Here is a 23,454-nt window from a genome sequence, read left to right on the forward strand (position 1 = left end):
CTCATCAATTGGGTATATGATCGAATGGCTGGATGGACCACGGCCGGTCAAGACCCGATCTGATCATCTTCGATTGCGACGGCGTGCTCGTCGACAGCGAACTCTTGAGCTGCCGGTGCCTATCCGAAGTTCTCTCCGAGTTCGGCATCGTGCTCAGCCAGCAGCAGGCGCTGGAGCTCTTCCTGGGGCGCAGCACCAAGGCGGTCGAGCAGCATTATCGTGATCTCGGGCAGGTCGTGCCGGACGGCTTTCTGCCGCGCTTGAAATCGCAAGTGCTGACGACCTTCGCAGCTTCGCTTCAGCCGATCCCCGGCATTGCGGGCGTGATGTCCGACTTGTCCGTACCGTTTTGCGTGGCTTCATCCAGCGACATCGACCGCGTCGCGCTCTCGCTTGACGTCACCGGCCTGCGGGCGCATTTCGGCGACCGGATCTACTCCGCGCAAATGGTCAGGCACGGCAAGCCGGCGCCCGATCTCTTTCTCCTCGCGGCGGAGAAGATGGGGGTGCAACCTGCGCGCACGCTGGTGATCGAGGATAGCGTCAGCGGCGTGCAGGCGGGCAAGGCGGCTGGCATGACCGTCTGGGGATTTGTCGGCGGCAGCCATTATCGCGGACGCGAAGGCCGCGCTATATTGTCCGGCGCGGGGGCCGACCGGGTCTTCTCGCGCATGATCGACTTCTGGGAGGCGTGAGGCCCGCATGGCCGCCGAGAACGACAGATCGCGACTCGACGATGCCGCGCGCGCCGGCTGGCTTTATTTCATCGCCGGTCACACCCAGGACGAGATCGCAAAGATGCTTCAGGTCTCGCGCGCCTCGGCGCAGCGGCTGGTCTCGTTGTGCCTCGCGGAGCGCCTCATCACCTTCCGGCTCGAGCATCCCATTGCCGCCTGCATGGAGCTTGCGGCACGCCTGAAGGAACGCTTCGATCTCGTTCATTGCGAGGTGGTGCCAGCCGATCCAGCGGCGCCGCAAGCCACCGCAGGTATCGCCGAGCGCTGCGCCAATTTGCTCGACGCGACTCTGCGTTCGGAGACGCCGGTCATCGTCGCGCTCGGCACCGGCCGGGCGGTGCGCGCCGCGGTCGAGCGCGTCACGCCGATCGACCGGCCCAATCATCAGATCGTCTCGCTGGTCGGCAACATCTCCGCCGACGGTTCGGCGAGCTTTTACGACACCGTCGGCCGGCTCGCTGACCGCACCGGTGCGCGGCACTATCCGATGCCGCTGCCGTTCCTGATGTCGTCCGAGGACGAGCGCAACAAGATGGTCCGCATCGAGCCGATCGCCAAGGTGAAGGCGGTTGCCGCCAAGGCGGATTTGCGCCTCGTCGGTATCGGCCAGATGGACCAGAAGGCGCAGGTCCATGTCGACGGCTTCGTTACCCGCGACGAATTGTTCGAGATGATGCGGCTGGGTGCCATCGGCGAGATCACCGGCTGGGCCTATGATTCCAAGGGACGCCTGCTCAAGTCCGGCACCAACAAGCGGCTGACCAGCATCCCGCCGGAAGTGCCGGCGAAGAGCACGACGATCGCCGCGGCGATCGGCGCAGCCAAGGTGGCGGCGATCGCGGCGGCGCTGAGCGGGGGCCTGATCAACGGGTTGATCACCGACGAGACGACCGCAAAGGCGATCCTGGAGCGGTAGGTCGCCAGCTCCGCGGCCGCGGGACTCGGCTCCCTCTCCCGCTTGCGGGAGAGGGGTGGGGAGAGGGTCTCTCCCGCTGGCAAGACTTCTTCAAGAGGAGAAAGCCCTCACTCATATCGCATCTTCGATGCGATATGACCTCTCCCGCAAGCGGGAGAGGTGGAGCAAGCCGCCATGGCTGTGCGAGACATTTCAAACTTCCCGCACCGCAGCACTCATAAGTTGCGGGAACGCCTCTTCACCTGCTTGACAACCACCCTTGCTTGCGTTGAACATACGCCCAACGCGTGAGCATATGCTCAAAACGCGAGTTCGAGGGAGGTCACCGTGAAACATGTCTTGGGCGCCGTCGGCGGCGCGTCTGCACTTTTGCTGGCCGTCCCCGCGGTGGCCGAAACGACCCTGACGATCGCCACGGTCAACAATGGCGACATGATCCGCATGCAGGGGCTGACGGCCGAATTCACCAAGAAGAACCCCGACATTTCAGTGAAATGGGTGACGTTGGAGGAGAACGTGCTGCGCCAGCGCGTCACCACCGACATCGCCACCAAGGGCGGCCAGTTCGACGTGCTCACCATCGGCACCTATGAGGTGCCGATCTGGGCCAAGAAGGGCTGGCTGGTCCCGCTCGCCAATCTCGGCGGCGACTACGACATCGCCGACCTTCTGCCCAAGATCAAGGATGCGGTCTCTGTCGACGGCAAGCTCTATGCCGCGCCGTTCTATGGCGAGAGTTCGATGGTGATGTATCGCACCGATTTGTTCGAGAAGGCCGGCCTGAAGATGCCGGAGAAGCCGACCTGGGATTTCGTGATCGATGCGGCCAAGAAGCTGACCGACAAGAGCGCCGGCACCTACGGCATTTGCCTGCGCGGCAAGGCCGGCTGGGGCGAGAACATGGCGTTCCTCTCGGCCATGGCCAATTCCTACGGTGCACGCTGGTTCGACGAGAAGTGGCAGCCGCAATTCAACACGCCGGAATGGAAGTCGACGCTGACGACTTACGTCAATCTGATGAAGGAAGCGGGGCCTCCCGGCGCGAGCTCCAACGGGTTCAACGAGAATCTGGCGCTGTTCAATGCCGGCAAGTGCGCCATGTGGATCGACGCCACGGTCGCGGCGTCCTTCGTCACCAACCCGAAGGACTCCAAGGTCGCCGACAAGGTGGGCTTCGCGCTCGCGCCCAACACCGGGCTCGGCAAGAACGCCAACTGGCTGTGGGCCTGGAACCTTGCGATCCCCGCCGGCTCCAAGAAGACGGAAGCTGCCGAGAAGTTCATCGCCTGGGCGACGAGCAAGGACTACACCAAGCTCGTCGCGTCGAAAGAGGGCTGGGCCAACGTGCCGCCGGGCACGCGCACATCGCTCTACCAGAACCCCGACTATCTGAAGGTCGCCCCGTTCGCGAAGCTGACGCTGGCCTCGATCGACGCGGCCGATCCGAACAAGCCGACGGTGAAGCCGGTGCCTTATGTCGGCGTGCAATACGCCGCGATCCCCGAATTCCAGGGCATCGGCACCCAGGTCGGCCAGCAATTCTCGGCCGCGCTGGCGGGATCAATGACGGTCGATGCCGCGCTTACCGGGGCGCAATCGGCGACCGAGCGCGAGATGAAGCGCGCCGGCTACATCAAGTGAACCCGAGCTCTTCCTCCTGAGCTCAGACTTGCGGCCATCCAGCGTCATGGATGGCCGCCTTCTTCCCGAGGTTTCATTTTGACGCGTTTTCTTCCCGCGAACCGGGCTCCACTTCGCTCGAAAACGCTCTGAAGGAGAAGCCAACGATGGCAACCCGGCAGACGCAGTTCCTTGCGCGCTCGCTCCTGACGCCTGCGGTCGGGCTACTGTTCATCTGGATGATTGTCCCGCTCGCGCTGACGCTCTATTTCTCGACGCTGCATTACAGCCTGCTCGATCCCGGCTCCGAGTCGTTTGTCGGGCTGGAGAACTTCCGCTACTTCCTCACCGATCCCGCCTTCCTGGCCTCGCTTCAGAACACGCTGGTACTGGTCGGCTCGGTGCTGGCGCTGACGATCCTGCTCGGCATTCCGCTGGCGCTGTTGATGGATCAGCCGGTGATCGGACGCAATTTCGTGCGGCTGATGGTGATCGCGCCGTTTTTCGTGATGCCGACGGTCAGCGCGCTGGTCTGGAAGAATCTGTTGATGCACCCGGTCTCCGGCCTGTTCGCCTGGCTGGCCTCTCTGTTCGGCCTGACCCCGATCGACTGGTTCAACGACGTGCCGCTGTTTGCGGTGATTCTGATCGTGACGTGGCAATGGCTTCCGTTCGCGACGCTGATCCTGCTCACCGCACTGCAATCACTCGACGAGGAGCAGAAGGAGGCCGCCGAGATGGACGGCGCCAGCGCCGTCTCGACCTTCATCTACATCACGCTACCGCATCTGGCGCGCCCCATCACGGTGGTGATCCTGATCGAGACCATCTTCCTGCTCACAGTGTTTGCAGAGATCTACGTCACCACGGGCGGCGGCCCCGGACTGTCGACCACCAACATCGCTTTCCTGATCTATTCGCAGGCTTTGATTCAGTACGACGTCGGCACGGCCTCGGCGGGCGGCCTGGTTGCGGTCGTGATCGCGAACATCGTTGCCTTCTTCCTGGTCCGCATCGTCGGCCGTAACCTGGAGGCGTGAGACCATGGCACGGATGGCGACGAGGCAGCGGCTGGTGGTCTCGACGATCGGGGCTTGGTTTTTCGGCTTCCTGATCTTCTTCCCGATCCTCTGGATGGTGCTGGCTAGCTTCAAGACCGAGCTCGAGGCGTTCGCCGTGCCGCCATCCTTCCTGTTCTTTCACTGGACCACCGAGAATTACGCGACGGTGCAGGAGCGCAGCGACTATCTCCACCACGCGATGAACTCGATCATCATCGCCGGCGGCTCGACGCTCATCGCTCTCTTGATAGCCATCCCCGCGGCCTGGTCGATGGCGTTCTCGCCGACCAAGCGCACCAAGGACATCCTGCTCTGGATGCTCTCGACCAAGATGATGCCGCCGGTTGGCGTGCTGGTGCCGATCTACCTGATCTACAAGAGCTTCGGCCTGCTCGATTCCCGCATCGGTCTCGTCTTCATCCTGTGCCTCGGTAATCTGCCGATCGTGATCTGGATGCTCTTCACCTACTTCAAGGAGATCCCGCGCGACATCCTTGAAGCTGCGCGCATGGACGGCGCCACCATCGGCCGCGAGCTGGTCTACGTCTTGACGCCGATGGCGATCCCGGGGCTGGCCTCGACGATGCTGCTCAATTTGATCCTCGCCTGGAACGAGGCATTCTGGACGCTCAACCTGTCGACCTCGAACGCTGCGCCGCTCACCACGTTCATCGCGTCCTATTCCAGCCCGGAAGGGCTGTTTTGGGCAAAATTGTCGGCAGCCTCGACGCTGGCGATCGCGCCCATTCTCGTCCTCGGTTGGTTCAGCCAGAAGCAGCTCGTGCGCGGGCTCACCTTCGGCGCGGTGAAGTAAAGGGGCTGCCGGATCATGGGTCAGATCACACTACAGGACGTACAGAAGTCCTTCGGCCCCGTGCACATCATCAAAGGCGCCGATCTCGACATTGCCGACGGCTCCTTTGTGGTGTTCGTCGGTCCCTCCGGCTGCGGCAAGACCACGCTGCTGCGGCTGATCGCGGGGCTCGAAGATGTCTCTGGTGGCAAGATTCTGATCGACGGCAAGAACGTCGTCGACACGCCGCCCGCCAAGCGCGGTCTGTCGATGGTGTTCCAGTCCTACGCGCTCTATCCGCATATGAGCGTGCGCGGCAATATCGGCTTCGGCCTGAAGATGGCGGGCCTTGCCAAGGACGAGATCAACCGCAAGGTCGAGGCCGCGGCCGCGACGCTGAACCTCACGCCCTATCTCGATCGCAAGCCGCGCGAGCTTTCCGGCGGCCAGCGCCAGCGCGTCGCGATCGGCCGCGCGATCGTGCGCGAGCCCAAGGCGTTCCTGTTCGATGAGCCGCTGTCCAACCTCGATGCGGCGCTGCGCGTGCAGATGCGCATCGAGGTGACGCGGCTCCAGAAGCAGCTCGGCACCACCGCGATCTATGTCACCCACGACCAGGTCGAGGCCATGACCATGGCCGACAAGATCGTCGTACTCAATGGCGGCAAGATCGAGCAATATGGTTCGCCCCTGGAGCTCTATGAGCGGCCCGCCAATCTCTTCGTCGCCGGCTTCATCGGCTCGCCCAAGATGAATTTCGTCACCGGAGAGCTCGCCTTGCAACGTGGCGCCGCCACCATCGGCGTGCGGCCGGAGCATCTCAAGATCGAGCGCGAGGGCGACGGCGGCTGGCTGGGAACCATCGCCGTCGCCGAGCATCTCGGCAGTGACACCTTTCTTTACGTCGATGCCGGTCAGCTCGGCATGCTGACGGCGCGCTACATCGGCGAGTTGAGTTTGCACGCCGGCGATCGTGTGTCGCTGGCGCCGGACCCCGCGCGCATCCATCGCTTCGACGCGGGCGGCAACGCGCTTCGAGGCTGACAAGAGACGGCAAGAAAACGGCAAGAAACGGAAAGACCACCATGTACCTGGAAAAATTCAAGCTGAACGGCAAAACCGCGTTCATCACCGGCGGCGGGCAGGGCATTGGCCTTGGCTGCGCGGAAGCGCTGGCTGAGGCCGGCGCCAGGGTCATCGTCGGCGACCGCGACAGCAAGGTCGCCGACAGCGCGAAAGCCAGCCTGAAGGCGAAGGGCTTTGACATCGAGACCGCGATCATGGACGTGACCGACACCAAGCGCGTGGCGGAGGTCGCGAACGACCTCGTCGCCCGCCATGGCAAGGTCGACATTCTCGTCAACAATGCCGGCATCGCCCGCAGTGAGACGCCGGCGGAGACCGTCACCGACGAGCACTGGCTCAACGTCATCGACGTCAATCTCAACGGCACCTTCTGGTGCTGCCGCGAATTCGGCAAGCACATGCTCAAAGCCAAGAGCGGCGCCATCGTCAATGTCGGCTCGATGTCCGGCTTCATCGTCAACAAACCGCAGGAGCAGTGCTTCTACAACGCCTCCAAGGCGGGGGTGCATCATTTGACCAAATCACTGGCCGCCGAATGGGGCGCGCGCGGCATCCGCGTCAATGCGGTGGCGCCGACCTATATCGAGACGCCGCTCAATGCTTTCGTGAAGAGCAACGCCAAAATGTACGACGCCTGGATCGGTGGAACTCCGATGGCGCGGATGGGGCAGGTCGAAGAGATCGCCTCGGTCGTGCTGTTCCTGAGCTCGGAGGCCGCGAGCCTGATGACCGGCAGCATCGTGCTGGTGGATGGCGGCTACACTTGCTGGTAGGCTTGCGTCAAAACTGACGAAGCTGGAGCGACAATGCCGCGAGCGTATATCGGCGTCGACGTGGGGACCACGAGCACGCGGGCAGGGGTGTTTGACGAGGCCGGCACTCTGCTTGCGACCGCGCGGCACCCGATCAGGATCTGGCACGAGGCTGGCGACATCGTCGAGCAATCATCCCAGGATATCTGGGACGCCTGCACGACATCGGTGCGGGCGGCGATGGCGGAAGCGGCCATCGCGCCCGACAGCGTCGGCGGCATCGGCTTTGACGCCACCTGTTCGCTGGTTGTCCTCGATAAGCAGGGCGAGCCGCTCACCGTCAGCGCATCCGGCGACAGGCAACGCAATGTCATTGTCTGGATGGATCATCGTGCCATCGCCGAGGCGCGGTTGATCAACGAGACCGAGGATGCCGTGTTGCGCTATGTCGGCGGCTCGATCTCGCCCGAGATGGAGATGCCGAAGCTGCTGTGGCTGAAGCGGCACCTTCGTGGGAGCTTTGACGCCGCTGGCCACTTCTTCGATCTGGCGGATTATTTGACCTGGCGCGCGACTGACTCGCTGCAGCGCTCGACCTGCACTGTCACGTGCAAATGGAACTATCTCGCCCACGAGGGCGGCGGCTGGAGCGCGCAATTCTTCAAGCGCATCGGACTGTCGGACTTCGTCAACGAGAAATACGCCCGCATCGGCACCGAGATCGTTGCCCCCGGCACGCGGCTCGGCACCGGTCTCACCCACGCGGCTGCGGCAGAGCTTGGCCTGTCGCCGGGCATACCGGTTGGTGCCTCGCTGATCGACGCCCATGCCGGCGGCATCGGCGCGATCGGCGGACGCGACGGCTCGGGCGGGGCGAGCGATGTTTGCGACCGGCTCGCCTACATCATGGGAACGTCGGCCTGCATCATGGCGACGACCCGCGAGCCGGGCTTCGTACCCGGCGTGTGGGGGCCTTATTACTCCGGCATGGTCCCGGATTTCTGGCTCAACGAGGGCGGCCAATCGGCGGCAGGTGCGGCGATCGACCATCTCCTCAAGTCGCATCCGGGCCATGCCGAGGCGAGCGCGGCGGCGCGCAGCGAGGGCCTCGACCTCATCGACTTCCTCGAGCGCCGCATCATCGCGCGCGCGGGCAGCGTCAGCCGCGCCGCGCTGCTCGCTCGCGACCTTCATGTGCTTCCTGAGTTCATCGGCAACCGCTCGCCCCACGCCGACCCTGATACGCGCGCGGTGATCACGGGGCTCGATCTTGACACCGACATCGCCTCGATGGAGCGGCTGTTCGTCGCCGGCCTGTGCGGGCTCGCCTATGGGCTCGCCGAGGTGATCGAGGCCTTTGCCGCGCATGGCGTGCGCTCCAGCATCATGATCATGGGGGGCGGCGCCAGTCGAAGCCCGCTGGTGCGGCAGATCATGGCGGATACGACGGGGCTAACGGTCGCACTGCCGCAGACCAGGGAGCCGGTGCTACTGGGCGCGGCGATGCTGGGCGCGGTGGCCGGCGGCGCTTATGCTTCGATCGGCGAGACCATGGCCAAGATGTCGGCGCTGGGACAGAAGAGCGAGCCGACCGCGCCTGACATGGCCGCGTTTCACACGCGCAAGCGCGAGGTCTACAAGTTGCTGCGCGAAGTGGATCGCGGCAGCCGCGCGGCGATGAGCGACATCGCGAGAGGTTGAAAGACATGCTGATTGCGAGCGGCGATGCGCTGATCGATTTCGTGCCGACGCGAAACGCCGACGGGCGCGAGGCGGTGATGCCTGCGGTCGGCGGCTCGTGCCTTAACGTCGCGATCGGCATGGCGCGGCTCGGCGCGCCGACCGGGTTTGTCGGCGGCATCGCGACCGACCTGTTCGGGCGCATGATCGCGGATCACGCGGCCGCCTCGCATGTCGACCTCAGCCTCGCCACCCGCAGCGACCTTCAGACCACGCTCGCCTTTGTCCGCATCGTCGCGGGCGAGTCGCACTATGCCTTCTATGATGCCGAGACCGCGACGCGAAACTGGGCCTACCGGCGCGGGTCCATTCCCTTCGATACGGTTGAGGCCGTCCATGTCGGCTCGACCACGCTCGTCAACGACCAGGGAGCCGCCGAGACCAAAGCGCTGATCGTGGATGCGCAATCCTCTTCGACGATCTCCTTCGATCCGAACTGCCGGCCCAATCTGGTCAAGGACAAGCCGGCCTACCTGGCGCGCATGGCCGAGTTCGCCGGCGGCGCCGATCTCATCAAGATGTCGGACGTGGACTTCGCTTATCTCTTCGGCGACGAGCGTTACGAGCAGAGAGCGCGCGCGCTGCTGGGGCAGGGCGCGAGCCTCGTCGTCATCACCCGCGGCAACAACGGCGCGATCGCGTGGCACGCGGGGGCAGGAGCGATCGAGGTCACCGCGCCGAAGGTCGAGGTCGCCGACACCATCGGCGCCGGAGACAGCTTTCAGGCGGCGCTGCTGTTCGCGCTGCACAAGCAGGGGCGCCTTGCCCGGCCGCGATTGAAGGACATCGGAGCGGACGAGCTCCGCCGCGCGCTGTCCTTTGCTGCCAATTGCGCCGGCCTGACCTGCACCCGCCCGGGCGCCGACCCGCCCTGGAGCCGTGAGATCACCTGGCCCTTGTAGCCCGTCACAGCGGCGCGACGACTTTCTCGGCGCATTTGAGGAAGGTTCGGATCAGGGGGCTCTGAGAATCCCGCCGCCAGCAGACTGCGATATCGATGGAGTCGGTGGCGTCGCGCAGCGGCCTGAACACGATGCCGCGTGGCGCGCCGAGCTGCGCGCAAGCTGGCAGGATGGCGAGGCCTTCACCGGCCAGGACCAGGCTCATCGCCGAATGCACCGTCTCCACCCGGCTCGCAATCGGCATCACGATTTGATGCCGCCGGAGCAAGGCCGCGACCGCGGAGGAGGCGGGGTCGTGGTCCGGCCACGGCAGCGCGATCAGCGGGCGGCCCTGCAATTTCGCCATCGGCACTGCGCCAAGGCGGGCGAGCGGTGAGCGGATCGGCATCGCCAACATGAACGCTTGCGCGCCGACCCGCGCCACCTGGATTTCAGGGTGATGGATCGCCGGCATGCATAGCGCGACCGTGACGCTGCGGTCGAGCAGCCGCCCCTCGCGCGTCGAGGCGCTGAGCTCGGCGAAGTCGAGGTCGACGCCGGGAATCGAGCGGCGCAGCTCGGGGATCAGGCGCGGCAGCACCGCGTTGGCCAGCACGAACATGTAGCCAACCGACAGCCGGCCGCGTCGCCCGGATGCAACCGCACGCGCAGCTTCGGCGCCGTCGGCCGCAAGCGCCAGCGCCTCGCTGGCGCGCGCCAGCAGGGCCTGGCCCGCCTCGGTCAGGTCCATGCCGCGCGTGCCGCGGCGGAACAGCGGCGCGCCGATTTCGCCTTCCAGCTTGCGGATCTGGACGGAGAGCGGCGGCTGCGCCATCCGCAGCCGCTCGGCGGCCTTGCCGACGCTGCGCGCCTCGGCGACGGCGACGAAATAGCGGAGCCTGCGAAGATCCATTGGCATACCGAAAACATATGGGTTGACGACCAAAATGGTATTGGACGGCGAGTTAACAAAACTGTCATTCTGGCTGTCAATGGTCGGGCCAACGGAGGCCCGCTTCGGAGCGTGATGTGACGATGAACGGCGATCCCTGCCTCCTGTCGGCAACCGAACTGCGGGGACTCATCGCCGAAAAGCGGATTTCGCCCGTCGAGATCACCCGGGCCGTGCTCGCCCGCGCCGAGGCGCTGCAGCCGGAGCTGAACTGCTTCATCACGCTCTGTGGCGAGCAGGCGATGGCTGAGGCGCGCGCGGCGGAGCGCAAGGTGATGGCGGGCGAGCCGCTCGGCCTGCTCCATGGCATCCCCGCCACCGTCAAGGACATCGTCAACACCAAGGGCGTCAAGACCACCTTCGGCGCCGTTCCCTACAAGGACAATGTGCCGAATGAGGATGCCGTTGCGGTGGCGCGGCTGCGCAGCGAAGGCGCGATCCTGATCGGCAAGACCACGACGCCGGAATTCGGCAGCAAATGCCTGACGGACTCGCCCTTGTTCGGCCGCACCCGCAATGCGTGGAGCGCGGAGCGCTCCTCCGGCGGCTCCAGCGGCGGCGCGGCTGTTGCGGTTGCCAGTGGCATCGCTCCGCTCGCGATCGCCACCGACGGCGGCGGCTCGACGCGGATTCCCGCCGCCTGCAACGGCGTGGTGGGCCTAAAGCAGAGCAACGGTGTGATCCCGCACAGCCAGGCGCTGGACGTGTTCGGCAACCAGACCTATGTCACGCCGACCACCCGCACCGTCGCCGACACCGCGCTGATGATGCAGGCGATATCAGGCGAGGATCCCAGCGATCCGTGGTCGATCGGCGTTCCCGTGCCTGATTTCGTCGGCACGGCTGCCGCCCGCGGCGATCTGCACGGACAGCGGATACTGTATTGCCTGACGCCGCCGGGCCGTCCGGTGTCCGCCGACGTCGCCGCCAGCTTCAAGGCGAGCCTCGACCGGCTGGCGGGGCTCGGCGCCGAGCTCGAGGAATTCTCCGGCGAAGGTTTCGATATCGAGCCGATCTGGCGCGCCATCAACCACACCGTCTGGCGTACGCGCTTCGCAAAGCTCGCGGCCGAGCACAAGGACGAGCTGAGCGAGGCTTTCCTCAAGCAGCTCGCGCTCGCCACCGAGGTCAGCGGCGTCGACTACCAGGAGGCGATGTTCGCGCGCACCGCGCTGTTCCGCCGCGTGCAATCGCTGCTTGCGCGAGGGCACTTCCTGGCGATGCCGACCCTCACGCGCACCGCGTTGCCGATCAGCCAAGAGTTGTTCGGCAGCATCGAGATCGATGGTCGGCATTTCGACAGCGTTCGGCCGAACTGGTTCCCCTGGACTATGCCGTTCAATATGACCGGCCATCCCGCCGTCAGCCTGCCCTCGGGTTTCGGCCACGACGGCCTGCCGATCGGGCTCCAGCTCGTCGGCCGTTTCCGCGCCGACGCCGAATTGCTGCGCGTCAGCGCCCTGTTCGAAGCTTCGACCGACCTTCTGTCCCGCTGGCCGGCTTGAGGAGATGGGCATGCAGCAAAGAGCTTGCCTCGGGCGTCCGGACATGTTGATCGTGCTGCGGTTAAGCCCCGAAGCCGAGCGCGCATGAGCGTCTTTGTCCTCCGACGTGTCCTGACCTTGCTGGCGACGCTGGTCGGCGCCTCGCTGATCATCTTCCTGGTGCTCGATGCTCTTCCCGGCAACGCCGCGCAGATGCTGATGGGCGCCGACGCCTCGCCGGACGCGGTCCGCGCGCTCACCGTCAAGCTCGGGCTCGACCAGCCGCTGGCGGTTCGTTACTTGCACTGGATCAGGGGACTTCTCTCCGGCGATCTCGGCAATTCCTATGTCTACGGCACGCCAGTCGCCAGCCTGATCGCGGAGCGGCTCGTCCTGACGTTTCCGCTCGCCATCATGGCCATGACAATCACGGTGACGCTGGCGCTCTCGGCCGGCATCTACACCGCCGCCAACCACAACAAGCTTGGCGACGTCGGTGTGATGTCGCTGACGCAGGTCGGCATCGCGTTGCCGAATTTCTGGTTTGCGATCCTGCTGGTCCTGTTGTTCTCGGTGCGGCTGCAATGGCTCTCGGCGGGCGGCTTTGCGGGCTGGGAGGACGGCATCTGGTCCGGCGTGAAGTCGCTGCTGCTGCCGGCAATCTCGCTCGCGGTGGTGCAGGCCGCGATCCTGGCGCGCGTCACCCGTTCGGCCGTGCTGGAAGTGCTGCGTGAGGATTTCGTCCGCACCGCGCGTGCGAAGGGGCTCGGCAAGCGCGAAGTGCTGTGGGGCCACGTGCTGCGCAATGCGATGATTCCGGTGATGACCGTGATGGGGTTGCAATTCGCCAACCTGCTTGCCGGCACCATCGTGATCGAGAACGTGTTCTATCTGCCGGGCCTCGGCCGCCTGATCTTCCAGTCGATCGCCAACCGCGACCTCATCGTGGTGCGCAATTGCGTGATGCTGCTCGCGACCATGGTCGTCATCGTCAATTTCGTGGTCGACGTGCTCTATGCCTTCATCGATCCCCGCATCAAGGTCCACGACCTGTGAGCGAGCCCCTGACCATTGACCTGCCGCTCGCAACGCGCCCGCTGCCGGCCCGGACATTCTGGCGCCGCGCGCTGCGCCACCGCAGCTTCGTGATCGGCGGTGCGCTGAGCTTGCTGGTGCTCGCCTCCGCGCTGCTCTCGCTGCTGTGGACGCCGTGGTCGCCCTACGAGATCGACATCGCTTCAAAGCTCCGGCCGCCCTCGGCAGCGCACTGGCTCGGCACCGATTCCTTCGGCCGGGATATCGTCTCGCTGCTGCTCGCCGGCGCCCGCTCCACCATCATGGTTGGTATCATCGCCGTCAGCATCGGTCTCACCTTTGGCGTCACGCTCGGCTTGATCGCGTCGGCCCGGCGCGGCTGGACCGAAGAGATCATCATGCGCTTCTCAGACTTCACCTTCGCCTTTCCGGCCGTGCTGTCCGCGATCATGCTCGCCGCGGTCGCGGGACCGGGCATGGTGACCTCGATCGTCGCGATCGGCATCTTCCAGATTCCGACGCTGACCCGGCTGACGCGCGGCTCGGCCAACGCGATCTGGGCGCGCGAATTCGTGCTGGCCGCGCGTGCCGCGGGCAAGGGACGCTTCCGCATCACCATCGAGCACGTCCTGCCCAACATCCTGTCGATCCTGATCGTGCAGGTCACCATCCAGTTCGCGCTTGCCATCCTTGCCGAGGCGGCCTTGTCCTATCTCGGCCTTGGCACGCAGCCGCCGCAGCCGTCCTGGGGGCGGATGCTGAACGATGCGCAGACGCTGCTGTTCCAGTCGCCGATGCTCGCAGTCTATCCGGGCGCTGCGATTGCCATCGCGGTGCTCGGTCTCAATCTTCTCGGCGACGGATTGCGCGACCTGCTCGATCCCAGACTGGCACGGGAGCGATGATGATGGGTGATCGCTCCAACATGTCGCTGATCGAGGTTGCCAATCTCGGCGTGCGGCTCAATACCAGCCGCGGGCCGGCACAAGCCGTGCGCGGCGTCAGCTTCTCCCTGAAGCGCGGTGAGACGCTGGGGCTGGTTGGTGAGTCCGGCTGCGGCAAGTCGGTCACCGCGATGTCGCTGATGGGGCTGCTGCCTGACAGCGCCGTGGTCTCGGGCAGCATCAAGCTTGACGGCAACGAGATCGCGCGATTACCGGACGCGGATTATTGCCGCCTGCGCGGCAACCGCATCAGCATGATCTTCCAGGAGCCGATGAGCGCGCTCAATCCGATGCACACGATCGGGCATCAGGTTGCCGAGCCGCTGCGGCGTCACAAGAGGCATTCGGCGGCGCAGGCGCGCAAGGAAGCGATCGCCTTGCTCGATCGCGTCGGGCTGCCCGACCCGGCCCGGCGCATCGATGCCTATCCGCACCAATTTTCCGGCGGCCAGCGCCAGCGTATCACCATCGCCATGGCGCTCGCCTGCGAGCCGGACCTCCTGATTGCGGACGAGCCGACCACCGCGCTCGACGTCACCATCCAGGGCCAGATCCTCGACCTCATCGCCGATCTCGTCGAGGAGCGCGGCATGTCGATGATCCTGATCTCGCATGATCTCGGCGTCATCGCCGAAAACGTGCAGCGCATGATGGTGATGTATGGCGGCACCGTCGTCGAGAGCGGTCCGACCGACGAGGTATTCCGCCGCATGGGCCATCCCTATACGCAGGGCCTGTTTCGCGCCCGGCCGAAGCTCGGCGCGCGCAAGGGGACGCGGTTGAAGACGATCTCGGGCACCGTGCCGGAGCTTGCCGATCTGCCTTCCGGCTGCACCTTCTCCGACCGATGTCCGCTCGTGATCGGTCAGTGCCGCGCCGCGCTTCCACCGATGGTCGACGTCGGACCTGGGCACTTCGTGCGTTGCATCAGGACTGATGTCGCGATGGCAGAACGCGTCGGAGCGCTGATCGCATGAGCACCGCGCCGCTTCTCGACGTGAAGGATCTCGAACAGCGCTACGCCCTGCCGCGGGAAAGCCTGTTTCGCCCGCCGGGGCAGGTGCGCGCGCTCAATGGCGTGAGTGTGCAGGTTGCCGCCGGCAAGAGCCTCGGCGTCGTCGGCGAATCCGGTTCGGGCAAGTCGACATTCGCGCGGCTGGTGATGGCGCTGGAGCGGCCGACATCGGGGCAGGTCGCGCTGCTCGGCCGCGATCTCAATCGCATCTCCGCCGACGAGCTGCGTCGTGCCCGCCGCGATTTCCAGATGGTGTTCCAGGACCCTTACGGCTCGCTCGATCCGCGTCAGACCATCGCCCGCATCGTCGCCGAGCCGCTGACGGTGCTGGAGGGGGTCGATCGGGCCACGTTCGGCGAACGTGTCGCCGACGCGCTGCGCCAGGTCGGCTTGCGCGACGCGGACATGGACAAATATCCGCACGAATTCTCAGGCGGTCAGCGTCAGCGCATCGCCATTGCGCGCGCGCTGATCACCCAGCCCAAGCTGATCGTCGCCGACGAGCCGGTCTCCGCGCTCGACGTCTCCGTGCAGGCGCAGGTGCTGAACCTGATGCAGGACCTCCAGGAGCAGTTCGGCCTGAGCTTTATCCTGATCAGCCATGACCTCGCCGTCGTCGACTATCTCTGCGACGAGGTCGCGGTGATGTATCTCGGCCGCATCGTCGAGCAGGGCCGGCCCGAAGATCTGTTCGAGCATTGCGCCCATCCCTACACGCGGGCGCTGCTGGACGCGGTGCCGCGGGCGCGCGCCGGCGGTGGTCGGCGGCGACGCGGGGGCCAGGCGATCGCCTCGCAATCGGCGGCCACGACCGGATGCCCCTATGTCGCGCGCTGTCCGCTCGCCGACCAGCATTGCCGCGAGGTTCCGCCTGAGTTACGCAAGATGGGCGAGGGACACCTTGCCGCCTGCCACAGGGCGGAGGCCGTGATGGCGTTGCCGCAGGCGGCCATGGAAGGTTAGTGTCCGGCGCGGGATTGGCGTAGGCTTGGAACGGAACAGGGCCGGGGAGTTACGAGATGTTCAGGAAACTATCGATCGTCGCCTTTGCCGCCGCGCTCATCGCGGCGCCTTTGCCCGTGCTGGCGCAGAGCAAGAAGGACAGCGTCGTCATGGCGATGGCGCTGGAGCCCCCGGGGCTCGATCCGACCAATGCCGCCGCTGCCGCGATCGCCGAGGTCACGCTCTACAACATCTACGAGACCCTGACCAAGATCAACGAGGATGGCTCCGTCTCGCCGCTGCTGGCCGAGAGCTGGACCGCATCGCCCGACCTGAAGACCTATACGTTCAAGCTGCGCAAGGGCGTCAAATTCCACAATGGCGAGCCGTTCGATTCCGCCGCGGTGAAGTTCTCGTTCGAGCGCAACGCCGCGCCGACCAGCACCAACAAGGACAAGAGCCTGTACCAGGCTTTCGAGAAGGTCGAGGCGCCGGATGCCGATACGGTCGTGATCACCCTGAAATATGGCGAGCCGAACCTGCCGTTCCTGCTGGGGCAGGCGGGCGGCTCGATCGTCGAGCCGAAGAGCGCTGCCACCAACATCACGCAGCCGGTCGGCACCGGGCCCTATCAGCTCGGGGCCTGGGCCAAGGGCTCCTCCATCACGCTGACCAAATGGGCCGACTACCGGAACGCCGCCGCGGTCAAGCTGTCCAAGGTGACGATCCGCTTCATCTCGGAGCCGGCGGCGCAGACCGCCGCGCTGCTCTCGGGCGACGTCGACGCCTTTCCGCGGGTCGCCGCACAGCGCGCCATGGCGCAGTTCAAGGCCGATCCGCGCTTCACGGTGCTGGTCGGGGGCTCCAGGGCCAAGACCATCGTCGCGATCAACCACCGCAAGAAGCCGCTCGACGACGTCCGCGTCCGCCGCGCCATCCTCGCCGCGATCGACCGCAAGGCGATGATCGACGGCGCCGTCGACGGTTTCGGCACGCCGATTGGCAGCTTCTACGTGCCGGGCGCGCTCGGCTATGTCGACACCACCGGCATCAACCCCTACGACCCCGAGAAGGCCAAGAAGCTGCTCGCAGAGGCCGGCGTCACCACGCCGCTCGAATTGTCGCTGAAGCTGCCGCCTCCGTCCTATGCGCGGCAGGGCGGCGAGATCGCCGCGGCCCAGCTCGCCAAGGTCGGCATCATCGCCAAGATCGAGAACGTCGAATGGGCGCAATGGCTGTCGCAGGTGTTCGCCGGCAATGGTCCGCACAATTTCGATCTGACCATCGTCAGCCATGTCGAGCCGTTCGATCTCGTCAAGATCACCGAGGCGGACTATTATCTCGGCTACAACAACGAGGCGTTCAACGCGCTCTACAAGAAGATCGTGTCGACGCCGGATGAGGCCGCCCGCGCAAAGCTGCTGGGCGACGCCCAGCGTATGCTCGCGACCGACGCCGTCTCCGCCTACCTGTACCAGCCGCAGCTGATCACCATCACCAACAAGAAGCTGAAGGGCGTCTGGAAGGACGTGCCGCAATACGAGAACGATTTCTCGACGTGGTATTGGGAGTAGGGCGGGGTCAGCACGTGCCCTAAAACAAAACCTGAAAAACAACCCCATGCACAGTAGCCGGGTGTAGTCATTTCAATGGCTTGCGCGTTGCATGCTGCCATGGCTGGCGCGATGCGCTCCGACGTTGACCCGTCGGGCAACACGCTGGCATGATGCCATCATCGCGGTCTCATGGTGAGGGACGCGTCGTCAGGTGAGGCAGCCGTGAACAAGCCACCGCGCCGCGATGCCGGCATCGTCGCAGCGGCCGTTAGCGCCGAGCCGCCGGTCACCCTGAAACTCGACAATGCATCGATGAGCGATATCGCTCAGGCCCTGGCCAGTGGGCAGATCGATGCGACGGCGCTGACCAAGACCTACCTTGCGCGCATCGAGGCCTATGATCGCGGCGGGCCTGCGCTCAACGCCGTGCGCGTGCTCAATCCCGACGCGCTTGGGATCGCGGGCAAGCTCGACGGCACAAAACTATCGGCCAAGCAGCCGCTGGCCGGAATCCCGGTCCTGGTGAAGGACAACATCGCCACCGGCGACAAGCAGCCGACGACCGCGGGCTCGCTGGCGCTGGAAGGCGCGCATGCAAGGGACGACGCCACAATCGTCAAGCTGCTGCGCGATGCCGGCGCGGTGATCCTGGGCAAGGCGAACCTGACCGAGTTTTCCAACATGCTCGCGGTCGACATGCCCGCGGGCTACTCCTCGCTCGGCGGCCAGGTGAAGAACCCCTATGCGCCGACGCTGATGGACGATCGCGGCATCCCGGTCGTGCCGCCGGGCGGATCGAGCGCGGGTTCGGCGGTCGCCGTGGCGGCCGGCCTGTGCGCGGCCTCTGTTGGCACCGAGACCTCGGGCTCGCTGCTGTACCCCGCCAGCCAGAATGGCCTCGTTACCGTCAAGCCGACGGTCGGACTCGTCAGCCGCGCCGGCATCGTGCCGATCGCGCACAGCCAGGACACGGCAGGGCCGATGACGCGTACCGTGCGCGATGCGGCCATACTGCTGAACGTGCTGGCCGCCAGGGATCCGCTCGACCCCGTGACGGAGCGGCAAAGGCGGCCGGCCGATTACACGGCCGGCCTCACGCGCGATGCGAAGAAGGGTGCGCGCATCGGCGTGCCGAGCGACCCGGCCGACCCGCTGAACGATCCCTACTACGGCAAGCTGCCGCCGAGGTCGGCCAAGGTGCTCGCTGACGCGATTACGGTGCTGGAAGATCTCGGCGCCGTCATCGTGCGCGCCAATATGCCGACGCCCGGCTGGATCGGCGGGCCGGGTACGACGATGGCCGTGCTGAACCGCAATCCGCTGAGTCGCCACAAGGGCACTGTCGCGAGGCCGCCGGTGGTCTTCCTTTACGAGCTGAAACGCGATCTCGACCTCTACCTCAGGGATTGGGCGACCAACACCGAGATCAGAAGCATTGCCGATATCGTGACCTTCAACGTCGCGCATGCGGAGAAGGCGCTGCGCTTTGGCCAGGACCACTTCCTCGCCGCCAACATGACCAGAGGCGATTTGAGCGAGCGCGAATACAAGTCGGCACGCGCCATGGATTTGCTTTCCGCCAGGACGCGCGGCATGGACGCCTACATGAACCAGCACAAGCTCGACGCGGTGCTATTCCCCGGAAGTGAGGGCTGCGGGATCGCCGCCAAGGCGGGCTATCCCAGCGTCATGGTGCCGGCCGGCTTCATCTCGGGAGCAGACGGCAAGGACACGCCCGACTACCCTCTCGGCATCACCTTCGCAGGCCGGGCCTGGAGCGAGCACAAGCTGCTGCGTCTGGCCTACGCGTATGAGCAGGCCTCCAACATGCGCAAACCGCCGCCGGGTCTGCCGGGCGTTTAGATCGAACCCCTCGAGGTGAGCCATAGGACCTGCACGACCAAATCCGGATGTCTGTTCTGGATGGTAAAGCGGACCTGCGCGCAAGCTTCTACTTCGGGCTTTTTCGAAAGACGTAGCTGTGTCCTTCCACCATCATCATGATGAGGTTTGTAGTCGCGACCGTGCTTCGGCAAGGTGATCCCGACCTTGCAAGCCGATGGCCATGAAGTGATCGCCGTTCAATACGGACTCAACAGCTACGCGGACGACGTCGAGACCGTGAAGCGCACGTTGGGTCGGCGGTCGGGTGTTGCCCAGGCAATGGCTCTCCGGGGCCGCAATTCTAAAACTCTGCCCGCGAAATTGAGTAACGCGTGGCTCAATGGATCAATTAGTCGCTGTCCTTTCAATAAAACGTCTGACAGCGCAGATGGAGCGACTCGATGTCCACGATCACTACTAACGACGGTGTAAACATCTTCTACAAGGATTGGGGATCAGGGCAGCCGATCGTCTTCAGCCACGGTTGGCCGCTGACAGCGGACGACTGGGATGCCCAGATGACGTTCTTCCTTCATCACGGGTATCGGGTGATCGCCCACGACCGGCGCGGCCACGGCCGGTCCGACCAGCCCAGCACCGGCAACGACATGGACCATTGGGTTGACGACCTCGCGGCCCTGACTGAACACCTCAACCTGCGCGACGCGATCCACATCGGGCACTCGACAGGTGGCGGTGAGGTGGCTCGCTATGTCGCTCGCCACCAGGAGCGCGTCGCGAAGGCGGTTCTGGTCGCTTCACTGACGCCGAACATGTACCGGAGCGAGAACAACGCTTCCGGTCAACCGCCGGAGTGGTTCGAAGCGATCCGGGCAGGCGTGCTGGGCAACCGGTCGGAATTTTACCGTTTCGTCCCTGAGAATCCGTTCTACGGGTACAACCTCGATGGGGCCAAGCCTTCGGAGGCAATCATTGCGAACTGGTGGCGCCAAGGCATGGCCGGCGGTGCTCTCGCTCACTACGCGACTGTCGACTCTTGGCTCGAAGATTATACTGAAGACCTCAAGAAGATCACCGTGCCGGTGCTGGTGATGCATGGCGAGGCTGATCAAGTCGTCCCGTTCGCAAGTTCCGTGCCGCGTGCAGTTGACTTGCTCAGGAACGGGTCGCTGAAGACCTATCCCGGCTACCCCCATGGCATGCTAACCACGCATGCGGATGTCCTCAACCCCGACCTGCTCTCGTTCATCAGATCTTGACGACATCTCTCATCCATCATCGCCTTCCCGCACGAAGGAGATGCCGTTTGCAAGGCGGCCTCTCCTTCCAGTTCAAGTGACGGTATGCGACAGCCGCTTTTGGGCCCTTAGCTGAATAAGGCTGAGCCGATTTGGGTGTCTGCTGTTGGAAGGAGACCGGACGCGCAGCCTCACTTGCCCCGACCGCCGATTTTGACCCAAAGCCGTCCTTCGCCACGCCCTTGAAAGGAGCTTGGAAGTATCTAGATGACATCCATACACCATCCAGGAGGATGGTAAGAATGGATGTTATCTATGGCCGATAATGTGCGCGAGCTGCGACCCAAGGTCCCCGACACCGAGAAGATCACGATCAACCTTGGCTATGTCGACCTCGGTCATGTCGATCTCATGGTGCAGGAAGGGTTCTATTCGAACCGGACCGATTTCATCCGGACAGCAATCCGGAACCAGCTCGAGCGCCACGTAGAGGTCGTCAGACAATCCACGGCCCGGAAGAACCTGGACCTCGGGCTGCGCAACTACACTCGCGAGGATCTCGAAGCGGTGCGGCGCGCCGGCGAAATGCTGCAGATCAATGTTTTGGGCTTAGCCACCATCGCCCAGGACGTCACTCCCGAGTTGGCTCGCGCCACAATCGCGTCGGTCTCGGTGCTGGGGGCCCTTCACGCCACTCCCGCGGTCAAGGCCGCTCTCGCCGACAGAATGAGGTGAACGATGCTGAATCAAGACATAGTCCGCGAAGCAACCCGCCTCACGCGTGCCGGCCAACTGGTCGAGGCCACCGCGCTCCTGCAGCGCATGCTCCACGGCGGTAGCGCTCCAAAACCAGAGCATCGCAACGCCGCTCAGGCTCGCTTCCCGCGGCTCGATCCGCTTACCATCGACGCCACGGCCGACGTCGTCGAGGAGCGGGAAGCTCCGCAGATCTCGCCGGCCCGCTCTGCTCAGGGACGCAGACGCTCCTTACCGCTCGACGGCATGGGGGATTTTTCCGGGCTCGGCCTGCGAAGTCCGATCACGCGCGCTCCTCTGTCCCCATCGGACATCATGCCCGAGGGCACACGGTTTATTGCCGGTACTTTCAGTAACGCCGCGGGAAGCCGGACCTACAAGCTGTTCATCCCAAGCCGCTGTGAGGGACGACGGCTTCCGCTGATCGTGATGCTTCATGGCTGCACCCAGTCGCCGGACGATTTCGCGGCCGGCACCCGGATGAACTTCTTGGCGGAAGAGCAGAATTGCTTCGTGGTCTATCCTGAGCAGCCGAGCGGAGCCAACCAGTCGAAGTGCTGGAACTGGTTTCGCACCGGTGACCAGCGCCGCGGCGGGGGCGAGCCCTCGATAATCGCCGGCATTACCCGCCAGATCATGCGCGACCATGCGATCGATCCGAAGCGCGTATACGTCGCGGGTCTGTCGGCCGGCGGGGCCGCCGCCGCCATCATGGGCGCAACGTATGGCGACCTGTATGCGGCGGTCGGCATTCATTCAGGCCTCGCGTGCGGAGCCGCGAGCGATCTTCCCTCCGCGTTCGTCGCCATGCGGCAGGGAGGCGGCTCCAAGGCAATTGCGGATGGCAAAACTTCTGTGCCGACCATCGTTTTCCATGGAAATCGCGACACGACGGTGCATCCCAAGAATGGCGACCAGATTATCGAGCAGTCCGCCGGAGCAATGAGACCGACGACGAAGGTACTTCGCGGACGCGTACCCCACGGCCATGCCTATACTCGCACGGTCCTAACCGACGGGGCCGGTCGGGCGATCTCCGAACACTGGAACATCGATGGCGCCGGACACGCGTGGTCAGGCGGCAGTCCCGCCGGGTCCTACACTGATCCGCAGGGCCCGGATGCGACGAGGGAAATGCTGCGCTTCTTCCTCGAGCATTCGCTCGCGATCAAGGCATGAATGCTTGCGGAGTCGCCGCAAAGCACAACGCGCGGAGAGCTAATTGTTCTCAGGCCGACGTCCGTTGAGCACAGGTCTGGAAGATCGCCAGCTAGACGTTTGTTGGTTGGAGTTGCTACCTGAAATCATCGTCCACATCGCAGAACGTGCGATTGATCTCAGTTCATGCGGGACTCCAACAATGCGCGGGTTTGGAACGCCACATCGCAAAGCCTGTTGTCCGTTCAGAAATGACCGTGTGGTCGCACCCCCATATTCTTGGAGCGTCAGATGAGCAAACGCAAACCGGCACCAGCGTCAAAGCGCGCTCGCAATCCGAAAATTGCCGCGCGGGCCCAACGGAACAAGCAGGCCATTGTTAAAAGCTCGACAGAGAATCTACTTCGCTCTGTTGCGGCAGCCTCAATTGAACCACCTCTTAAGTTTCAGGATGATCCTAAACACGAGGTTCCTATCATTGAGCCTCGGGTGGATGCCTTGCCAGGTGACCTCAGAATGATTGTTAGCGATCCAATGAAGGGCTTTGCTTTAGCCACGGCAAACACGCAGGCGTACCAAGCAAAGCTTCTTGAGATGGCCCAGGCCAACGTGCAATTTGCCTTTGATTTCGGCCTGAGACTCGCGACGATCAGGTCACCAACTGAATTTTTCGCCGTCATTACCGAGTTTACAAGCAGACGGGTCGATATGTTCGGGCAGCATTCGAAAGAATTGGCGGCATATCCGTTCTGGCGCATCGAGCCGCCCCGAGAGCTCACGGCTCTGCCGGGACGATAACTGCAAGCCGTACCCGCTGCGGCAAAGGATGGACGCAAACGCGGATCACGTACGCGCCGATCACGGTTCTTTCGGCTGGGAGAGCGGCTCACAACGAGGGAGCGAAATCAGCAGCCCTTAGCGGGCTAGATGCCACCAATCCGAG

Annotated in this window: 21 protein-coding genes and 1 pseudogene; 21 read left to right on the forward strand and 1 reads right to left on the reverse strand. The window is 64.5% G+C overall.

What is annotated here, in order from left to right; genetic code table 11:
- The first annotated feature begins 32 nt into the window (after positions 1-32).
- From IVA81_RS37290 to IVA81_RS37330, 9 genes are all read left to right on the forward strand, one after another.
- The gene (locus IVA81_RS37290) at positions 33-695 is read left to right on the forward strand and encodes an HAD family hydrolase (RefSeq protein WP_247327486.1); all 663 of its coding nucleotides are present in this window, start codon (positions 33-35) and stop codon (positions 693-695) included.
- Positions 696-702: 7 nt separating this feature from the next.
- A complete protein-coding gene (locus IVA81_RS37295; protein ID WP_247327489.1) occupies positions 703-1,653 on the forward strand; it encodes a sugar-binding domain-containing protein in 951 nt (316 codons plus the stop codon).
- Positions 1,654-1,980: 327 nt separating this feature from the next.
- Positions 1,981-3,294, forward strand: a complete 1,314-nt coding sequence (locus IVA81_RS37300; protein WP_247327492.1) for a sugar ABC transporter substrate-binding protein — start codon at positions 1,981-1,983, stop codon at positions 3,292-3,294.
- A 146-nt stretch (positions 3,295-3,440) separates the two neighbouring features.
- A complete protein-coding gene (locus tag IVA81_RS37305) occupies positions 3,441-4,313 on the forward strand; it encodes a sugar ABC transporter permease (protein WP_247327495.1) in 873 nt (290 codons plus the stop codon).
- Between the two features lie 4 nt (positions 4,314-4,317).
- Entirely contained in the window at positions 4,318-5,148 is an 831-nt protein-coding gene (locus IVA81_RS37310) for a carbohydrate ABC transporter permease (protein ID WP_247327498.1), read from the forward strand.
- 15 nt (positions 5,149-5,163) lie between these two features.
- A complete protein-coding gene (locus IVA81_RS37315; protein WP_247327501.1) occupies positions 5,164-6,171 on the forward strand; it encodes an ABC transporter ATP-binding protein in 1,008 nt (335 codons plus the stop codon).
- Between the two features lie 41 nt (positions 6,172-6,212).
- Positions 6,213-6,986, forward strand: coding sequence for an SDR family oxidoreductase (locus IVA81_RS37320; RefSeq protein ID WP_247327504.1), 774 nt, complete (start codon positions 6,213-6,215; stop codon positions 6,984-6,986).
- A gap of 33 nt (positions 6,987-7,019) precedes the next feature.
- Entirely contained in the window at positions 7,020-8,666 is a 1,647-nt protein-coding gene (locus IVA81_RS37325; RefSeq protein ID WP_247327507.1) for an FGGY-family carbohydrate kinase, read from the forward strand.
- A gap of 5 nt (positions 8,667-8,671) precedes the next feature.
- On the forward strand, positions 8,672-9,607 hold the full coding sequence (locus IVA81_RS37330) for a carbohydrate kinase (protein ID WP_247327509.1): 936 nt from the start codon (positions 8,672-8,674) through the stop codon (positions 9,605-9,607).
- A gap of 4 nt (positions 9,608-9,611) precedes the next feature.
- Here the strand turns inward: IVA81_RS37330 and IVA81_RS37335 are convergent, their stop codons facing one another.
- Positions 9,612-10,499: a LysR substrate-binding domain-containing protein gene (locus tag IVA81_RS37335; RefSeq protein ID WP_247327510.1), complete on the reverse strand. Its 888-nt coding sequence runs from the start codon at positions 10,497-10,499 to the stop codon at positions 9,612-9,614.
- Between the two features lie 122 nt (positions 10,500-10,621).
- On the opposite strand from IVA81_RS37335, the gene IVA81_RS37340 reads away from it, so the two are divergent.
- The 12 genes and pseudogenes from IVA81_RS37340 to IVA81_RS37395 all read left to right on the forward strand — a co-directional run bounded on the left by IVA81_RS37340 (position 10,622) and on the right by IVA81_RS37395 (position 23,309).
- Positions 10,622-12,043 (forward strand): amidase, encoded by a 1,422-nt coding sequence (locus tag IVA81_RS37340; RefSeq protein ID WP_247327563.1) that lies wholly within the window; start codon positions 10,622-10,624, stop codon positions 12,041-12,043.
- A gap of 84 nt (positions 12,044-12,127) precedes the next feature.
- Positions 12,128-13,078, forward strand: a complete 951-nt coding sequence (locus IVA81_RS37345; protein ID WP_247327511.1) for an ABC transporter permease — start codon at positions 12,128-12,130, stop codon at positions 13,076-13,078.
- The gene (locus tag IVA81_RS37350) at positions 13,075-13,962 is read left to right on the forward strand and encodes an ABC transporter permease (RefSeq protein WP_247327512.1); all 888 of its coding nucleotides are present in this window, start codon (positions 13,075-13,077) and stop codon (positions 13,960-13,962) included. The genes IVA81_RS37345 and IVA81_RS37350 overlap by 4 nt, the downstream gene beginning before the upstream one ends.
- A 2-nt stretch (positions 13,963-13,964) precedes the next feature.
- Positions 13,965-14,978, forward strand: a complete 1,014-nt coding sequence (locus IVA81_RS37355; protein ID WP_247327513.1) for an ABC transporter ATP-binding protein — start codon at positions 13,965-13,967, stop codon at positions 14,976-14,978.
- Positions 14,975-15,979, forward strand: a complete 1,005-nt coding sequence (locus IVA81_RS37360) for an oligopeptide/dipeptide ABC transporter ATP-binding protein (RefSeq protein ID WP_247327514.1) — start codon at positions 14,975-14,977, stop codon at positions 15,977-15,979. Before IVA81_RS37355 ends, IVA81_RS37360 begins: the two co-directional genes overlap by 4 nt.
- 56 nt (positions 15,980-16,035) lie before the next feature.
- A complete protein-coding gene (locus IVA81_RS37365; RefSeq protein WP_247327515.1) occupies positions 16,036-17,532 on the forward strand; it encodes an ABC transporter substrate-binding protein in 1,497 nt (498 codons plus the stop codon).
- Between the two features lie 204 nt (positions 17,533-17,736).
- Positions 17,737-19,377, forward strand: a complete 1,641-nt coding sequence (locus IVA81_RS37370) for an amidase family protein (RefSeq protein ID WP_247327516.1) — start codon at positions 17,737-17,739, stop codon at positions 19,375-19,377.
- Between the two features lie 174 nt (positions 19,378-19,551).
- Positions 19,552-19,656, forward strand: a pseudogene (locus IVA81_RS37375) (alpha/beta hydrolase); the annotation flags it as partial.
- Positions 19,657-19,799: 143 nt separating this feature from the next.
- Entirely contained in the window at positions 19,800-20,618 is an 819-nt protein-coding gene (locus IVA81_RS37380; RefSeq protein ID WP_247327519.1) for an alpha/beta hydrolase, read from the forward strand.
- Between the two features lie 294 nt (positions 20,619-20,912).
- The gene (locus tag IVA81_RS37385) at positions 20,913-21,332 is read left to right on the forward strand and encodes a CopG family transcriptional regulator (protein ID WP_247327522.1); all 420 of its coding nucleotides are present in this window, start codon (positions 20,913-20,915) and stop codon (positions 21,330-21,332) included.
- Positions 21,333-21,335: 3 nt separating this feature from the next.
- The gene (locus tag IVA81_RS37390) at positions 21,336-22,532 is read left to right on the forward strand and encodes a PHB depolymerase family esterase (RefSeq protein ID WP_247327524.1); all 1,197 of its coding nucleotides are present in this window, start codon (positions 21,336-21,338) and stop codon (positions 22,530-22,532) included.
- A 270-nt stretch (positions 22,533-22,802) separates the two neighbouring features.
- Positions 22,803-23,309, forward strand: a complete 507-nt coding sequence (locus IVA81_RS37395; protein ID WP_247327527.1) for a phasin family protein — start codon at positions 22,803-22,805, stop codon at positions 23,307-23,309.
- Positions 23,310-23,454 lie beyond the last annotated feature (145 nt).

Source organism: Bradyrhizobium sp. 141 (assembly GCF_023074055.1).
Classification (GTDB): Bacteria; Pseudomonadota; Alphaproteobacteria; order Rhizobiales; family Xanthobacteraceae; genus Bradyrhizobium.

Bases quoted from the DNA above. Each gene is read 5' to 3' on its own strand.
- IVA81_RS37290 (WP_247327486.1), top strand. From the start codon at position 33: ATGGACCACGGCCGGTCAAGACCCGATCTGATCATCTTCGATTGCGAC.
- IVA81_RS37295 (WP_247327489.1), top strand. From the start codon at position 703: ATGGCCGCCGAGAACGACAGATCGCGACTCGACGATGCCGCGCGCGCC.
- IVA81_RS37305 (WP_247327495.1), top strand. From the start codon at position 3,441: ATGGCAACCCGGCAGACGCAGTTCCTTGCGCGCTCGCTCCTGACGCCT.
- IVA81_RS37310 (WP_247327498.1), top strand. From the start codon at position 4,318: ATGGCACGGATGGCGACGAGGCAGCGGCTGGTGGTCTCGACGATCGGG.
- IVA81_RS37315 (WP_247327501.1), top strand. From the start codon at position 5,164: ATGGGTCAGATCACACTACAGGACGTACAGAAGTCCTTCGGCCCCGTG.
- IVA81_RS37320 (WP_247327504.1), top strand. From the start codon at position 6,213: ATGTACCTGGAAAAATTCAAGCTGAACGGCAAAACCGCGTTCATCACC.
- IVA81_RS37325 (WP_247327507.1), top strand. From the start codon at position 7,020: ATGCCGCGAGCGTATATCGGCGTCGACGTGGGGACCACGAGCACGCGG.
- IVA81_RS37330 (WP_247327509.1), top strand. From the start codon at position 8,672: ATGCTGATTGCGAGCGGCGATGCGCTGATCGATTTCGTGCCGACGCGA.
- IVA81_RS37335 (WP_247327510.1), bottom strand. From the start codon at position 10,499: ATGGATCTTCGCAGGCTCCGCTATTTCGTCGCCGTCGCCGAGGCGCGC.
- IVA81_RS37340 (WP_247327563.1), top strand. From the start codon at position 10,622: ATGAACGGCGATCCCTGCCTCCTGTCGGCAACCGAACTGCGGGGACTC.
- IVA81_RS37345 (WP_247327511.1), top strand. From the start codon at position 12,128: ATGAGCGTCTTTGTCCTCCGACGTGTCCTGACCTTGCTGGCGACGCTG.
- IVA81_RS37355 (WP_247327513.1), top strand. From the start codon at position 13,965: ATGGGTGATCGCTCCAACATGTCGCTGATCGAGGTTGCCAATCTCGGC.
- IVA81_RS37360 (WP_247327514.1), top strand. From the start codon at position 14,975: ATGAGCACCGCGCCGCTTCTCGACGTGAAGGATCTCGAACAGCGCTAC.
- IVA81_RS37365 (WP_247327515.1), top strand. From the start codon at position 16,036: ATGTTCAGGAAACTATCGATCGTCGCCTTTGCCGCCGCGCTCATCGCG.
- IVA81_RS37380 (WP_247327519.1), top strand. From the start codon at position 19,800: ATGTCCACGATCACTACTAACGACGGTGTAAACATCTTCTACAAGGAT.
- IVA81_RS37385 (WP_247327522.1), top strand. From the start codon at position 20,913: ATGGCCGATAATGTGCGCGAGCTGCGACCCAAGGTCCCCGACACCGAG.
- IVA81_RS37390 (WP_247327524.1), top strand. From the start codon at position 21,336: ATGCTGAATCAAGACATAGTCCGCGAAGCAACCCGCCTCACGCGTGCC.
- IVA81_RS37395 (WP_247327527.1), top strand. From the start codon at position 22,803: ATGAGCAAACGCAAACCGGCACCAGCGTCAAAGCGCGCTCGCAATCCG.